Annotated in this window: 12 protein-coding genes and 1 riboswitch; of the genes, 5 read left to right on the top strand and 7 right to left on the bottom strand. The window is 35.5% G+C overall.

Annotated features, from left to right (window positions below):
* Positions 1–121 precede the first annotated feature (121 nt).
* Genes ACZQCL_RS00585 through ACZQCL_RS00570 form a run of 4 tightly spaced genes read right to left on the bottom strand, consistent with a single transcriptional unit; the run spans position 122 to position 4,953 of the window.
* Positions 122–1,366, bottom strand: coding sequence for an ABC transporter permease (locus ACZQCL_RS00585; protein ID WP_482481496.1), 1,245 nt, complete (start codon positions 1,364–1,366; stop codon positions 122–124).
* The gene (locus ACZQCL_RS00580; protein WP_288523076.1) at positions 1,363–3,117 is read right to left on the bottom strand and encodes a biotin/lipoyl-binding protein; all 1,755 of its coding nucleotides are present in this window, start codon (positions 3,115–3,117) and stop codon (positions 1,363–1,365) included. Before ACZQCL_RS00580 ends, ACZQCL_RS00585 begins: the two co-directional genes overlap by 4 nt.
* Positions 3,114–3,800: an ABC transporter ATP-binding protein gene (locus ACZQCL_RS00575; RefSeq protein ID WP_287717818.1), complete on the bottom strand. Its 687-nt coding sequence runs from the start codon at positions 3,798–3,800 to the stop codon at positions 3,114–3,116. The genes ACZQCL_RS00580 and ACZQCL_RS00575 overlap by 4 nt, the downstream gene beginning before the upstream one ends.
* Positions 3,790–4,953 (bottom strand): efflux RND transporter periplasmic adaptor subunit, encoded by a 1,164-nt coding sequence (locus ACZQCL_RS00570; RefSeq protein WP_288523074.1) that lies wholly within the window; start codon positions 4,951–4,953, stop codon positions 3,790–3,792. Before ACZQCL_RS00570 ends, ACZQCL_RS00575 begins: the two co-directional genes overlap by 11 nt.
* 123 nt (positions 4,954–5,076) lie before the next feature.
* On the opposite strand from ACZQCL_RS00570, the gene ACZQCL_RS00565 reads away from it, so the two are divergent.
* Complete coding sequence (locus ACZQCL_RS00565; protein WP_482481493.1) at positions 5,077–6,726, top strand: SulP family inorganic anion transporter; 1,650 nt, start codon at positions 5,077–5,079, stop codon at positions 6,724–6,726.
* Between the two features lie 20 nt (positions 6,727–6,746).
* Here the strand turns inward: ACZQCL_RS00565 and ACZQCL_RS00560 are convergent, their stop codons facing one another.
* Complete coding sequence (locus tag ACZQCL_RS00560; protein WP_482481491.1) at positions 6,747–7,859, bottom strand: helix-turn-helix domain-containing protein; 1,113 nt, start codon at positions 7,857–7,859, stop codon at positions 6,747–6,749.
* Between the two features lie 239 nt (positions 7,860–8,098).
* On the opposite strand from ACZQCL_RS00560, the gene ACZQCL_RS00555 reads away from it, so the two are divergent.
* The 3 genes from ACZQCL_RS00555 (at position 8,099) to pflA (ending at position 12,193) form a co-directional block, all read left to right on the top strand.
* Positions 8,099–8,968 (top strand): YitT family protein, encoded by an 870-nt coding sequence (locus tag ACZQCL_RS00555; RefSeq protein ID WP_482481489.1) that lies wholly within the window; start codon positions 8,099–8,101, stop codon positions 8,966–8,968.
* Between the two features lie 53 nt (positions 8,969–9,021).
* Positions 9,022–9,098: riboswitch (ZMP/ZTP riboswitch) on the top strand.
* Between the two features lie 103 nt (positions 9,099–9,201).
* Positions 9,202–11,439, top strand: coding sequence for a formate C-acetyltransferase (pflB, locus tag ACZQCL_RS00550; RefSeq protein ID WP_482481487.1), 2,238 nt, complete (start codon positions 9,202–9,204; stop codon positions 11,437–11,439).
* A 28-nt stretch (positions 11,440–11,467) separates the two neighbouring features.
* On the top strand, positions 11,468–12,193 hold the full coding sequence (pflA, locus tag ACZQCL_RS00545) for a pyruvate formate-lyase-activating protein (RefSeq protein WP_482481485.1): 726 nt from the start codon (positions 11,468–11,470) through the stop codon (positions 12,191–12,193).
* 51 nt (positions 12,194–12,244) lie between these two features.
* Here the strand turns inward: pflA and ACZQCL_RS00540 are convergent, their stop codons facing one another.
* Together ACZQCL_RS00540 and recU are read right to left on the bottom strand one after the other, a co-directional pair.
* The gene (locus tag ACZQCL_RS00540; protein ID WP_482481483.1) at positions 12,245–14,734 is read right to left on the bottom strand and encodes a transglycosylase domain-containing protein; all 2,490 of its coding nucleotides are present in this window, start codon (positions 14,732–14,734) and stop codon (positions 12,245–12,247) included.
* Entirely contained in the window at positions 14,735–15,328 is a 594-nt protein-coding gene (gene recU, locus ACZQCL_RS00535) for a Holliday junction resolvase RecU (protein ID WP_199519627.1), read from the bottom strand. It abuts the gene before it with no gap.
* A gap of 103 nt (positions 15,329–15,431) precedes the next feature.
* Here recU and gpsB point away from each other — a divergent pair.
* On the top strand, positions 15,432–15,759 hold a 328-nt coding region (gene gpsB, locus ACZQCL_RS00530), incomplete at its 3' end, for a cell division regulator GpsB (protein WP_482481481.1).

Below are 15,759 nucleotides of genomic sequence, written 5' to 3'. Positions count from 1 at the left end.
TTTGAGGGCTGGCGAGAGTCAAAAGCGATGGCTTGAACGAAGTGAAAGCAGCGCCTTGAGACGCGAGCTGGCAGTAAAGGCTTATAGCCGCAGAGAAAACCACGCCTTTTAAGCGTGGCTTTTATTCATGTCTTAAAGCTTCAATTGGATCAAGATTTGCAGCTTTATAGCTAGGAAGTAATCCAAAAATTATACCGATTGCCATAGAGAATAACACAGATAGTATCATGGCAGGAATACTAATGGATACAGGTGTACCATTGAATATCGATATTAATTTAGCCAAACCAATACCTGTTATTACACCTGCAATACCTCCAATCGAAGTAAGTACTATCGCTTCAGTTAAGAATTGGAATAGGATGGCTTTTTTCTTAGCACCAATGGCTTTTTTTAGACCAATTTCTTTCGTTCTTTCGGTTACCGTTACTAACATGATGTTCATAACACCAATACCACCAACAAGTAAGGAAATACCGGCAATCCAGATTAACATGGCATTTGTGGATTTAGAAAGATTTTGAATATCTTTTGCCTGCTTCAATAAGTCTTGTGCTTTGTATTGAACACTTGAAGAAGAGACATATGTATTTAATACACTGGCTGCTTCTTTTCCAACAATAGTCATATTTGAAGTGGCATCCACCTTCAGTAATGCACTTTGAGGTTCATCAAACTGATAGAATAATGGCCAAGACTCAATAGGAACATAGACTTTAGAACCCGTAGACTGATTATATGTATGATAATCATCAATGCTTTCCATTGTAGGTTCAAAATTTTCTTTATCGGCACAAACACCAACAATGGTGAATGGCGTTGAAGAAATTTCTATGGTTTTACCGATTGGATCATCTTCACCAAATAGAAGTCTTGCGCTTGTTTCGTCTAAGACGGCAACTTGTCTAAATTTTTTGTTGTCTTCATCTGTAATGCCTCTTCCTTTTTTGATGGTTAATCCGGCAATAGAGAAATAGTCTTGTTGGACACCCATGATGTACCCACCATCTAAAGATGTATTATTGCGGAAGATGGCTTGATAACTTTGCCTAGAACGATACAGTGTAGCACCTTCTACGTGATCAATGTTTTTTAAGGATTCAAGTGTTTCTTTTGAAACAGTTGGAACTCCATTAGGAATACCAGAATCAAAAGAGTATTCCCAATCTTCTTGATACAAAGCTACTTTTACCGTGTTATTTCCGGAACCAATTAAATTCTTTTCAATCTGATCATTTGTTCCTTTAATTGTAGAAACAATCGCAATGATAGAGGCAATCCCAATAATGATTCCTAGCATTGTAAGGAATGATCGCATTTTATGCGCAAAAATACCTCGAAATGATAATCTTATGTTTTCAATCATGATGTAGCCTCCGAAGATTTTTGCGTCTTAACGCCTTCTTTTGCGTTTTTACTATACGCAAACGCAATATAATCTGTGTCTGAAAGTCCATCTTTGATTTCCATTGTATCTCCCCATACGATTTTTCCAACGGTCACATACTGCTTTTTCAATTTACCATGAACATCTTTTAGCACATAGTACTTATTTCCTTCTTGTTTGACATAAGCCTTAGAAAGCCAAATCGAACTCGTAGTGTCACTAGACAAATTGAATGTTAATTCCAAATATTCGCCAGCTTGTATTTTCGATGCATCTTTGGCATAAGCTTCAAAACCATAATAGCTCACATTTGGATTACCTGAACCATTATAGTTACTATTTGAAGAAGGTACAGTATCAATACTTTGGATTTTGGCATCAAACGTTTCTCCACTTGTCCAACAATAGGCAGAAATAGTATCTCCAACTTTGATTTGGTTTAACATCAATTCACTAATGCTTCCTTTAATATAAGTTCCTTGGCCGGTTGCCACTTCTAAAAAGGCACTACCATCTTGAATAGGATTTGATAGATCTTTTATATTACGCACAATACCACTGCGCTTTGCACGAACGATGCCGTCATTTAATAAAGCTTTATTTTCACTTAATGAAAGCTTTGCCTTTCTTAAATCTAAATCTAACGTCTTCAATTCTTGCTTCTTATCACGAATGGCTTTCGCAAGTTCTATTTCTGTATAACCCGATGAGATATCTTGACTTGGTTTTTGTTCTACTTCCACATATTTCTGTTCTTCCTTTGTGTGTGAAATCACCGAATACATATCGCCTTCATTCATGGATTGTTTAGTGGTAAACTTGTCACAACGAACGAGCCATGAAGAATCAATTTCTCCATCATTTGTATACACATCGAATCGTAAGTATTGGTTTAGATTCGCATTGTCTAAAAATAGCTTTCCATACACAAACCCTTGATTTTCGCTTAACTTAAATACATACGGATTCTGTTTAGTTCCAGCTAAAAAGATTTCTTTATTTGGGATTTGTTGTTTATCACTATAATACTCTACAACATCTTTAGGATCATACGCATTTGTTGAACTATCTGTATATGTATATTCAATCCAATACCAACAAGTATTGTTAGATTCTTTCGTTTCTCTTTCTTCTTTCCATAAAGATGCCTCTTCATGAGGCCCTTTTTCAGGAGCTTCACTTGTTGTAGAAGCGTAATAGATTTTATAAGCCGTGAAATTCTTTTCGGCTTGCGATAAAGATAGAACATAAGGATAAAAACCATTTCCATCTTTTGCAGGAACACCAGGCAATGGTGCAGGTGTATGATCTTGAATTTCTGGTTCTTCAACAACATCTGGAATAGGCGTTGTATTTAATAATTTCTTTAATTCATGCTCGGCAAGTGTAATCGCATTTTGAGCTTTTTCTACATCCAATTGACTTGTATCTACTGCACTTTGAAGTGTAGTTAGGTCATATGACAATAAAGGATCACCTGCGTTGACCTGTTGACCTTCTTGTACAAATACTTGTGTAATTGTTTTAGAAGCATCATATAATACGGATTGCGTATCACTATTGGATACAAAACCAGTAGATGTGGATGGGTTATCCCAATACCCTGTATTCAATGTGGATACAGAGTTTACATCGATTTTGTTTGTTGAATTCAAATAAAACTTAATTCCAACTAAGGTAAATGCACATATAGAAGTAATAATAATTCCTTTTTTTATAGAAGGCTTCATAGCACACCTCCTTGTTTATTTTCAATGATTTCTCCATCGATGATATGAAAAATTTTTTTGGCATGACTTGCCACGTTGGCATCATGCGTTATCATAATGATTGTTACACCTTCATCATTTAAGGATTTAAATAATTCCATAACTTGTTTTCCACTTGCTTGATCAAGTGCGCCTGTAGGCTCATCGGCAAGTAGGATTTTTGGATTATTAATAATGGCGCGGGCAATCGCAACACGCTGTTTTTGTCCACCAGATAATTGGCTTGGCTTAAATGAAATACGATCTTGTAAACCTACTTTATTTAATACATCTATAGCTCTTTGATTTCTTTTCTCTTTATCAATACCTGCATAAATCAAAGGTAAAGCTACATTTTCTTGGGCGGTTTCCGAACTTAGAAGATTGAAGTTTTGGAATACAAAGCCAATCTTATTTAAACGAAGATCACTTAATGCATCATCATTCATTTCAGAAATATCTTCATCTTCAAACAGATACGTACCCAAACTTGCTCGATCTAAACATCCAATGATATTCATAAGTGTTGTTTTACCTGAGCCGCTAGGTCCCATAATCGCAATATAGTCACCTTGTACGACTTCAAGACTGACATCCTTTAATACAGGAACAATCATAGGTTCTTTACCGTAGTTCTTATAAATATTTTGTATATTAAGAAGCATTGGCATCACCATCCGTTTCCGTCTGATATTCTGTAGTTGTTTTCATTCCTTCTGAATAAGAATCATCAGCCCACGCGATATAGTCATCCTCGTTTAGTCCTGACTTGATTTTTGTGGCAAATGTTTCTTCATCCGTTTTACCGAGTTCTACTTTTCTTTTCTTTAATTTACCACGTTCAGATACCCATACATATGAATTTCCATTGTCATCCGAAACAATAAAACTTGCATCTAGCCAGATACCTTTTTTCTTTGTAGATTGGCCATTATCCGCTTCAATATATACGTGTTGTCCAAGCATTAAACCTTTGTTGTTGTCTAAAGAGACGTAGAAAGGGTATTTGGATGCAGATTCACTTGAATCTGCTCCATTAAAGTTATTGTTCGAATTCGATTGAGGATCTGTTTCTACTTTTGTGACAGTCCCCTTATAGATTTGATCTTCATTTACACGACTTCTGACAATGACACTTGTCCCTTCAGAAATGGTGCCCATTTCACTAATAGAGCCTTTCACTCTAAAATCTGTAGTTTGCGTAATGGATACTAGCGGTTTTTGGTTTCCACTCTCATCCGTTCCACCATCTTTATTTACTTCTTTAATAATTCCATCAATAGTAGAAAGGACGGTAGAATTTTCAATTTGTTTATTCAACTGCTCGATTTCAGTTTGTGTAGCTTTGATTGTGTTTTGAGCTTGACGAATCGCATAACTCGCATCATTGATTCGTGCTTGAATCTCTACTTTATCTCCACCCTTATTTAGTTCGGCCTTATAATCGGCAATGGTATTATTCTGCGCTTGGATTTCATTGTTTTGGGCTTCAATATCTAATTTTTTTTGTGCAATCGAATTCGCTGCTTCTGTAGTGTCATAAGAAAATAATTTATCTCCTTTACTTACTTTTTGCCCTGCTTTTACATACATATCTGTAATGGATTTGTTTCCATCTTGATTAATATCAACTGTTTCTGAGGATTCTACAACACCTGAATAACGATTTTCTGTATAGGAAGATCCGATGATTGTTGAAACTTTTTGAACATAGATGTTTTGATTGTTGTTTCCTTTTGGAAATAAGAAATAGATGCCTATAACGACAATTAAAAGGCATGCTGAGATTAAAATTATAATTTTAGTCTTTTTGTTCATAGTATTCTCCTGAAATTTAGTGTTATATGTATAGTATATCAAATACTGGTATAGAAAATTCCTTAAAAATACTTAAATTATGGTATACTTTAAAGATTGTTAAAAAGAGAGGGATATTAACAAATGAATTCACTAAAACCGATGTTACTTTCATCACTTAAAAGCTATGATAAGTCTCAGTTTTTCAAAGATGTAACGGCTGGAATTATTGTAGCTATTATCGCATTACCATTATCGATTGCATTGGCACTTGCTTCTGGCGTTGGACCGGAAGCCGGAATCTTTACTGCAATCGTAGCAGGTTTTGTCATTTCAGCACTAGGAGGAAGCAGTGTACAAATTGCAGGACCGACTGCTGCATTTGCGACGATTGTTGCTGGAATTGTAGCGCATGATGGAATGGATGGACTTATTGTTGCCACGATTCTTGCGGGTATTTTTTTGATTTTGATGGGTCTATGTCATTTTGGAAGTCTAATCAAGTTTATTCCATTTACCATTACAACAGGTTTTACTTCGGGTATTGCCGTTACGATTGTGATTGGGCAATTAAAAGATTTTTTTGGATTAACCTATCCAACGGGAGTAAAGCCTATTGAGACGGTTGAAAAATTTGAGGCTGTAATCCATCATTTTTCTACAATGAATGTGGATGCCGTGATTGTAGGTGTGGTATCTTTAGTTATCTTGATTATTGCTCCATATATCTTTAAAAGAATTCCAGGCTCACTTTTAGCCGTTATTGCAGGAATTTTGATGGTTCAATTCTTGCCTTTAAAGGTAAATACAATTGGAAATCTGTATACAATCAGCAATGCATTACCATCTTTACATTTTCCAAGCTTATCATTAAATGTCATTCAAAATGCACTACCGAATGCATTAACTATAGCTGTATTAGCGGCCATTGAATCACTACTTTCTTGTGTGGTTGCCGATGGTATGATCAATGGGAAACATCGTTCGGATATGGAACTTGTTGCGCAGGGTGCTGGAAATATTGCGTCAGCTTTATTTGGAGGAATTCCTGCCACGGGTGCTATCGCAAGAACGGCTGCCAATATTAAAAATGGAGGAAGAACACCAATTGCCGGCATGGTCCACTCCATCACATTAGTCATTGTATTAGTTGTTTTAATGCCATATGCCGGAATGATTCCGATGCCTACCATTGCGGCTATTCTATTTATTGTCGCATACAATATGTGCCAATGGCGTACCTTTGTGACCTTAGTTAAAACAGCACCTAAGAGTGATATTATTGTTTTAGTCACTTCATTTGTGCTAACTGTAATCTTTGATTTGGTTGTAGCCATTGAAGTAGGAATGGTACTTGCTTGTTTATTATTCATTAAACGTATGAGTGAAGAAACAAAAGTCAATGGCTGGACATATGTAGATGAGGATACACCCGATGTTGATGAACACCTTCAAAAGCTTCCACTTCAGATTCGTGTTTATGAGATTTCAGGACCATTATTCTTTGGTGCTGCTAGTGTAATTGAAGAAATTGTAGTCAAAGATTTTACAACATGTCTAGTTCTTCGTATGCGCAGTGTTCCTGCATTAGATAGTACGGCACTAAACGCATTAAAAGATTTAGTTCAGGTTTGCAAGTCCAAAGGAATCACGATTGTATTTTCACATGTGAATGATCAACCGATGAAGGTCATGGAAAAGGCAGGCTTTATTGAGCTTGTTGGAGAAGAAAACTTCCAACCAAGTATCAGTGCTGCACTAGATCGTGCTGAGGAAATTATTCATAGTAAATAAAAAAACGCTTTTGCGTTTTTTTAATTTGTTTCAAATAATTTCATCATTTCGGATATAAACTCATTATCATTGATCTTTTGTTCAATATTCTTGTTGAGTGGACAATGTTCTCGTGTAATTGTATAGCTGCTTCCACTAAAATTAAATGTGATGTATTCAAGATTATCAATCAATTTGAATAGAGATACAGAATTGTACACTAGAGCTTTATGTATATATAAGTTTTCGTTGTTGTACCAATCTGTACAATGATAATCTACTATAAGTCCACAGCCTTTTGAATCAATTTCAAATACATAGCCATATTCCGATAGGGGTAAGGCATTTAGTAAATGGGATGTATTACTATTATTACCAATATATTGACTTTTGTAGTGTTGAAGTTGTTCAAATGAACTTTTATCCATATTAAAAGGACTTGTTGGAACGATATTAATGGTATATTGTTTCTTGTTGTCAATTCGATAATATTCATTGGGGGTATCGGCATTGATGCGAAATACATTGTAGAATGGATTTTGGTATTCAATCATTTTATTGCCATCCTCACTAAATACAGTAGTTGTAGTCAGTCGATAGATGGGTGGTTGTTTAAATTGGTTTACACTGACATAGTCGAAAATAAAGAAGATGCCTAAAAGTAAAGCAAATAGAATTGTTGAAACCAATCCTTTCTTGAGTAGAGAAGTAAATTTTAATTCTCTAAATATTCCAACTACAAATAAAAACAATCCAATCATAGAATAGATGCTGCCCCAGCTGCTTTCAGAAGGGAAAACAGTAAATGCACAAAGGGATGTAAAAATGCCAAGCCCTATAATAAATAAAGATATTTTTTTGTGTTCATCCTTGATTTTCTTATCTGTATAATCAATGGTTTGAATTAGGTTTTGTTCAGAATACTCCATAGCCTCTTCTTTAACGATTTCTTCTCCAGCTAAAAGTTCATTTAATGTGATATCTAATTCTTTACTTAAAGGTTCAAGTAAAGATAAGTCAGGCATATAATGCCCGTTTTCCCATCTTGAAATTGTTTTATTTGTCACCCCTAATTTTTCAGCTAACTGCTCTTGTGTATATCCTTTTTTCTTTCGATTCATTGCGATAAAGGCTCCTATCTTTTTTGTGTCCATAATGGGCCTCCTTTCATCTAAAATATTACTATTTTCACTATACATTGAACATCCCACAAATGGCGAATTAGCTGATTCTTCTTGACTTTAATGGTTATGTTCCATACAATAAATTGGTACATTTAAATAACGTTCACTCTTCACCGGATGAGTGGTTAAAGCGTCTAGGATCAAATCGTAGGTGCAGTGATTTCACTGTAAGATTTGGTCTTAGGCGCTTCTTTTTTTTGGAGGTAAGTATGAATAAGATAAGAGAATTATTGGTACAAATGATGTGGGAACTTGTTGGCAGTATTTTTGTAGCGATTGGTATCTATAACTTTGCCGTACAAGCTAAATTTCCTATGACAGGATTTTCAGGAATTTCAATTATCTTGTATCGTTTGTTTAATATTCCCATTGGTTTTTCAACAATTCTATTGAATATACCTGTTGCGATACTTTGTTACAAATTATTAGGAAAGAATTTTTTTATCAGTTCCATTCGTTGTATGATTGTATCTTCATTGATTATCGACTATGTGGCACCATTATTTCCAGTCTACCAAGGAGATCGATTATTAGCTGCCCTATGTACGGGAGTTTTTGGTGGAATTGGCTATGCGATAATCTATACAAGAAATTCATCTACAGGAGGATCTGATTTTATCATCATGGCTGTAAAGGCATTGAGGCCTCATTTATCTTTAGGAAATATTGCCTTTTTGTCGGATGTTGGCATTATTCTAGTGGGTGGTATTTTATTTAAAGATGTAGATGGAATGATTTATGGTATGATTGTAAATTTATTATTCGCGGTTGTAGTGGATAAAATGATTTATGGTTTGAATTCTGGTAAGGTCGCTTTTATTGTGACAAAACACGGAAAAAGAATTTGTCAGGTGATTGATGAAACAAGTCAAAGGGGAAGTACGATTTTAAATGCACAAGGTGGATATAAACAAGATGATATGCAAGTGGTAATGTGTGCATGTAACAGTAAAGAAATGTATCAAGTAAGAAAGGCTGTACAAGAAGCGGATCCAGAATCTTTCTTTGTGGTTGTAGAGTCGCATGAAGTGCATGGAGAGGGGTTTAAAATGACAAATATTGGAGAAGCACAAAGCTAAATTCATGTCCATGGTGAAAACGCTTGCGTAATTGATGGTTCTTTGTTATGATTTGAACATCATATGACTGACGGAAGTGGAGTTACCACATGAAGTATGATGTTATAGGCCGACCGTCTGGGCAAGTTTACTTTGTCTTTTCGGTTGGTCTTTTTAATTGACTACTCGAAGGAATCATAGTAAACTTTAAATAATTGTTAGTTTAAACTAACTGTCATTAGAAGGAGGCAATCATGAAAGAACAATGGCAAGGATTTAAAGGCAGTAAATGGCAGGACGAGGTAGATGTTCGTGATTTTATTCAAAACAACTACAAACCTTATAATGGAGATGAAAGCTTTTTAGAAGGTCCAACAGAATCGACAAATACTTTGTGGGAAAAACTTCAAAAACTACAAAAAGAAGAACGTGCCAAAGGCGGTGTATTGGATATGGAAACAGAAGTGGTTTCGAGTCTAACTGCTTATGGCCCTGGATATTTAGATAAAGATTTAGAGAAGGTTGTCGGTTTACAAACAGATAAACCATTAAAACGTGCATTTATGCCTTATGGCGGTATTCGTATGAGTGAAGAGGCATGCGAAACTTATGGATACAAACCCAGTGAAAAATTACATGAAATCTTCACAAAATATCATAAAACTCACAATGATGCTGTATTTAGTGCATACACACCAGAAATGCGTTTAGCACGTCGTAACAAAATCGTTACAGGATTACCAGATACATATGGTCGTGGACGTATCGTAGGGGATTATCGTCGTGTTGCACTTTATGGTATTGATTATTTAATTGAGCAGAAACAAAAAGATTTCGCATATTGTGGCGATGGAACAATGACAGACGATGTGATTCGTCAGCGTGAAGAATTGGCTGAACAAATCAAGGCGTTAAAAGAAATGAAAGTTATGGCAGCAAGCTATGGATATGATATTTCTCAGCCTGCTAAAAACTCATTAGAAGCAGTACAATGGCTATACTTTGGATATTTAGCTGCTATTAAAACACAAAATGGGGCGGCTATGTCAGTAGGTCGTATTTCAACATTCTTAGATATTTATTTTGAAAGAGATTTAGAGAATGGTGTCTTCACAGAAAGTGAAATTCAAGAAATTGTTGACCATGTGACAATGAAATTTAGAATGGTTAAGTTTGCTAGAATTCCTAGCTACAACCAATTATTTTCAGGAGATCCAGTTTGGGCAACACTTGATGTTGGTGGTTTAGGTATGGATGGAAGAAGTATGGTTACTAAAACTTGTTTCCGTTTCTTGCATACACTTGAAAATATGGGACCGAGTCCAGAACCAAACTTAACTGTATTGTATTCTTCAAATTTGCCAGAACCATTCAAGAAATATGCTGCAAAAGTAAGTATTGATACAAGTAGTGTTCAATATGAAAATGATGATGTAATGCGTCCTGTATGGGGAGATGATTATGCGGTATGTTGTTGTGTAAGTGCTACGCAAACTGGTAAAGAAATGCAGTTCTTTGGTGCTCGTGCAAACTTAGCTAAATGTTTACTATATGCTATCAATGGTGGTATAGATGAAAAGACAAAAGTACAAGTAGGTCCAGAATATAAGCCTATCACAAGTGAGTATTTAGATTATGATGAAGTAATGCATAAATACGATATCATGATGGACTGGTTATCAGGGTTATATGTAAATATTTTGAATTTGATTCAATATATGCATGATAAATATTATTATGAAGCAAGCCAGATGGCTTTGATTGATACAGATGTACGTAGAACTTTCGCAACGGGTATTGCTGGATTCTCACATGTAGTAGATTCATTGAGTGCTATCAAATACGCAAAAGTGAAGACAATTCGTGATGAAGATGGATTGGTTGTTGACTATGAAATCGAAGGGGATTTCCCTCGTTATGGAAATGATGATGATCGTGCGGATGAAATTGCCGTATGGTTATTAAAGACATTTATGCGTAAGATTGAAAAACACCACACATATCGTGATAGTGAACCAACGACTTCGATTCTTACAATTACTTCAAATGTTGTATATGGTAAAGCTACAGGTGCGCTTCCAGATGGAAGAAAAGCAGGTGAACCATTATCACCAGGTGCTAACCCTGCATATGGAGCAGAACAAAATGGATTGTTGGCATCGCTAAATTCTGTCGCAAAACTTCCTTATGAATATGCGTTAGATGGAATTAGTAACACGCAAACAATTAATCCAGATGCGTTAGGTCACAATGAAGAGGAAAGAGTAAATAACTTAGTGAATGTATTAGATGGATACTTTGATCAGGGTGCTCACCACTTGAATGTGAATGTATTTGGTGTAGAAAAATTAAAAGATGCGATGGAGCATCCAGAAAAAGAGGAATACGCAAATTTTACAATTCGTGTTTCTGGCTATGCCGTTAAATTTATTGATTTAACTCGCGAACAACAATTAGATGTTATTAGTCGTACATGTCACAAGAGCCTTTAATAAGGCTCTTTCTAGTTAGGGGGATATTATGTTAGGAGCAATTCATTCGATTGAAACGTTTGGCCTTGTAGATGGACCAGGCGTAAGATATGTCATCTTTATGCAAGGATGTCATATGCGTTGTAAGTTTTGTCACAATGCCGATACTTGGAAAACTAAAGAGCCAGATCAAAGTGCAGAAGCGGTATTAAAGAAAGCTTTACGATATCGTCCTTACTGGAAAGATAATGGAGGCATTACAGTCAGTGGTGGTGAACCATTACTTCAAATTGATTTTCTGATTGAACTTTTTACATTAGCTAAAAAAGAAGGTGTCAATACGGTTTTGGATACTTGTGGACAACCATTTACTTTTGAAGAACCATTCTTTTCTAAGTTTAAACAACTTATGAATGTTACAGATCTAGTATTATTAGATATAAAACATATTGATGAAATGGCTCATAAAGATTTAACGGGACATACGAATCAAAATATTTTAGAACTAGCTAAGTATTTGTCGGATATTCAAAAGCCAGTATGGATTCGTCATGTGTTGGTACCGACAATCAATACAGATGAAAAATATTTGGAACGACTACATCAATTTGTTGCTCAATTAAAAAATGTAGAAAGAATAGAAGTATTACCATACCATACTCTAGGGGCTTATAAATGGAAAGAACTTGGCTTAGGATATCCTTTAGAAGGAATTGATCCGCCAACTGAGAAACAACTTCAAATTGCGAATACAATACTTGAAACAGGGAAATGATCCCTGTTTTTTTTGTGTACAAAAAAAGTGCTCAATTGAGCACTTTCATTGTTATAATCTATCGAATATATTGTAGAGATTTCTTCGATCAAACCAAACATAGCCTGTTGTGTTGTCTGTGGAAGTATCTGTTCCTGGAGTACTAGGTTCCGTTGGCTCAGGTGTTGTAGGTTCTGTAGGTTCTGTTGGTTCTGTAGAAGGATATGTACATGCACTTCCGTCCCAAGTTCCGCCGTTATCTGTACAAGTTTTTTCGGCTTCGTTCGTTTCTTCTTTTTCTTCTTCTTTTTTACATGTACCAGCTTCAGAATCCCATTCACCACCATCGGCTTCACAAGCTTCTCTTTCTTTATCATCAGACTTTTTACATATCTGGTTTTCTTCATCCCATTCGCCACCACTAGCTTCACAAGCATCTTGCGCATCATTGTTATCAGATGTTGTATCACCTTTTGATTTGAATTCATCTTTGATGTATCCACCCTTGTAGTCTGAGATACCACTAGGTCTTTCAAGTGCAGAATATGTTGCATATTTTTGCATGTAATCAAGCATGTAGTGTGAAATATGGAATGCTGAAGCAATATTTAAATCATCCCAAGTAATATACATACCATAGTTTGTGATGGCATCCGTTGTATATCCACTCCAACAAGCGATTGTATATTTATTTGTATAGCCTACTGACCATTCATCTTTGGCAACCCCCTCAGGAATTCCATAGCTATTTGCAGGCCAGTCTGTTGTCCCTGATTTTCCATATACTGTATAGTTGCTCGCAAGAATTTCGCTGTAATTTTGGTAACCACCTGAAACTACTTTTTCAAGTAATTGCGAAATCATCCATGCGGCTTGTTCACTAATAACATCATATGTTTTAGCGTTTGTCTTAAATTCTTTTTTATCGGATCTACGAACTACTTTTCTTACACGGTGAGCATCCACACGCTTACCTCCATTCGCAAATGTTGAATAAGCACTTGCTTGTTGGATTGGGCTTGCACGCATGCTCGAACCACCGATTGCGTATTGTTCATTAAATCCTTCAGCCACTTCATCGCTAAAACCAAGCTTTTTACAATAATCGATCCAGTAATCATAGCCTTTAGCGGTTACTAAATCAATCATAGCTTGAGCGGCTGTGGTATTTTTTGAAACACCTAATGCATCTTGTAAACTCATAATACCATTGTATTTACCATCTGAGTTTTTAGGAGCGTAAGAACCATTTTTCCAATAGTCTTTTTTCTTATCGTTTACCTGATGAGCGGTAGACCATCCTAAGATATCAAATGTACTTGCATAGGCAAGTAATGGTTTCATACTTGAACCTGGTTGATTTGGTTCGTTTGAGTAATCAATTTTTACGGAGTCTGAGTGATAACGACGGCCAGGACCAACTGCAATAATTTCCCCTGTATCGTTTTCAATCATTGAGAAACCAACATCGAAATATTCGTTAGGGAATTGAACGATGTTACCGTTACAGATTTCATCAGCTTGTTTTTGAGCATCTTGATTTAGTGCAGTGTAGATATCCATTGGAATAATGGCTGGATCTTGTCCAGTTAATTCCATAACTTCACTTAATGTTTGTGTGATATAAGCTTGATTTGGATCATCACTTGTACGCTCTACATATTCTAAAGAGAATGATAAGTCTTGGCTTGAAGCAAGATTAAATTCTTCTTCCGTAATATATCCATGTTGCAACATCAATTCCAAAGTTACATTTCTACGATTTTGAGCAGCTTTTAAATGATCTAGCTTTGTGTTTGCTTCGTTTAAATTGTTTAATGGATTGTATGTATCTGGTGCATTGATACAACCAGCCAAGAAGGCAGCTTCACCTAAATTTAATTGGGATACATCTTTGTTAAAGAAGTATTGTGCGGCTTTTTGAATACCACGTGTATTGTTTCCTGAACCAAACCAAATACGGTTTACGTAGTATTCAAAGATTTGTTCCTTATTAATGCTTTGTTCAGCAATCAATGAAAGATAGATTTCTTGAACTTTTAATTTTAATTTTTGAACGGTTGTGACCGTACCCTGTTCAGTTTCTAATTTCTTTTCCTGGTTCTTAGTAAATGCATTATCAATCATCTGCATGGTCAATGTAGAACCACCTTGAGCAAGACTTCCAGATTTCAAGTTTGCCATAGCGGATTTCAAGAAACGTGGCAAGTCAAATCCATTGTGGTCGAAGAAACGTGAATCCTCAATTGATAAAAAAGCATCGACTACAGATTGTGGAATTTGTGAGTAGGTTACGTCTTCACGAATTTCATCTCCAAGTTCATAGAATACGTTGCCTGAAGCATCGTAAAGTCTTGAATTGGATAATGTAGTCAAACCGTCTTGCGAAAAGCGCATGCCGTCAGGATCGTTGATGATGTTGACAAGAATGAAGAATACGGAGATGCATCCAACTAAAAATATAGATAAGACGGATACGGCTAGTTTATTCCAAATGTCTAGTTTTCTTCTGTTTGTCTTTTGTGTTTTTGGCTTATTTTGTTCGTTTTGTGGTTGGGCCATTTACTTATCCTCCTTAAAATAGAGTTCATCTACAGCTTTTAAATACGCTAACCTAGGATATAATCCTTCTTGAATAAGAATCCCGTGGGATTGAAACCAAGAATATGGTATAGAGCTTTTGTCTATATTTTCTATTTTATCTATGAGCAGTTTTGAATCAACAAGGTAGGTTTCGTTATGATAATTAAATCGAATAATAAAAAAACCAATACCTCCATGAAATACAACTTTTTTTAGATGTTTGATTTGATGTGGATGAATCATAAAGAGTGGAAAACTCGTTTTATTTTTCGTTTCCTTTGCTTCAAAATCAATGTATTTACCTCGATATACGCCGTTGTAGTCCGTCGTGGAAGGCGTTTTATAGTAAGCTTCAGTGATTTTAGCTCTTTGCCTTTTTGGATAGTCCACATGAACAACTTGAACGGGTGTTGGCTTTTTATAAATCAAAGCTTTATCGAGTTCTCTATAATATTTATTAGAGTCGTTTATATCGTTTTCGAGGCGCATACCTCGAGAACTATAACTCTTTTGTTGCATTGTATTTATGGTTGAAATTGCATTCGGATATTTAATAGTGCTCATCACGAACATTATATATGAAAAAGGATGAACATTCAATGAATCTGAAAAGTCAGAGTTGATTTTTTTGTGCAAAACATTCATAATATTTAGGTAGATATAGGGGGACTTATATATGGCAAAAGATATGAATTTGACAGCTCAGGAAATTTATGAAAAAGAATTTCATGTAGACTTGAAGGGATATGCCCCTGCTGAAGTAGATGAATTTCTAGATATGGTAATTGAAGATTATCAGAAATATGATGAAAAAGTAGAAGAATTAGGTGCTGCAGTCACTCGTTATGAAGAAAAAATCAAAGAATTGCAGCAACAGTTGTTTGCGTTACAAAGTGAGAATGAAAACTTAAACGAAAAAGTAAATTCTGATTTTGTGAATGGAAGCAGTAATACAGTAGATATCTTAAAACGTATTGCACGTTTGGAAAAAGCTGTATTTAATC

Source organism: Holdemanella sp. (assembly GCF_056804935.1).
This window is presented reverse-complemented; position numbering and strand designations above follow the sequence as displayed.

What these genes read in the sequence shown, in the direction of transcription:
- ACZQCL_RS00560 (WP_482481491.1), bottom strand. Translation starts at nt 7,859, where the DNA reads ATGGACACAAAAAAGATAGGAGCCTTTATCGCAATGAATCGAAAGAAA.
- recU (WP_199519627.1), bottom strand. Translation starts at nt 15,328, where the DNA reads ATGTTCGTGATGAGCACTATTAAATATCCGAATGCAATTTCAACCATA.
- pflB (WP_482481487.1), top strand. Translation starts at nt 9,202, where the DNA reads ATGAAAGAACAATGGCAAGGATTTAAAGGCAGTAAATGGCAGGACGAG.
- ACZQCL_RS00565 (WP_482481493.1), top strand. Translation starts at nt 5,077, where the DNA reads ATGAATTCACTAAAACCGATGTTACTTTCATCACTTAAAAGCTATGAT.
- ACZQCL_RS00580 (WP_288523076.1), bottom strand. Translation starts at nt 3,117, where the DNA reads ATGAAGCCTTCTATAAAAAAAGGAATTATTATTACTTCTATATGTGCA.
- ACZQCL_RS00575 (WP_287717818.1), bottom strand. Translation starts at nt 3,800, where the DNA reads ATGCTTCTTAATATACAAAATATTTATAAGAACTACGGTAAAGAACCT.
- ACZQCL_RS00555 (WP_482481489.1), top strand. Translation starts at nt 8,099, where the DNA reads ATGAATAAGATAAGAGAATTATTGGTACAAATGATGTGGGAACTTGTT.
- ACZQCL_RS00585 (WP_482481496.1), bottom strand. Translation starts at nt 1,366, where the DNA reads ATGATTGAAAACATAAGATTATCATTTCGAGGTATTTTTGCGCATAAA.
- pflA (WP_482481485.1), top strand. Translation starts at nt 11,468, where the DNA reads ATGTTAGGAGCAATTCATTCGATTGAAACGTTTGGCCTTGTAGATGGA.
- ACZQCL_RS00570 (WP_288523074.1), bottom strand. Translation starts at nt 4,953, where the DNA reads ATGAACAAAAAGACTAAAATTATAATTTTAATCTCAGCATGCCTTTTA.
- ACZQCL_RS00540 (WP_482481483.1), bottom strand. Translation starts at nt 14,734, where the DNA reads ATGGCCCAACCACAAAACGAACAAAATAAGCCAAAAACACAAAAGACA.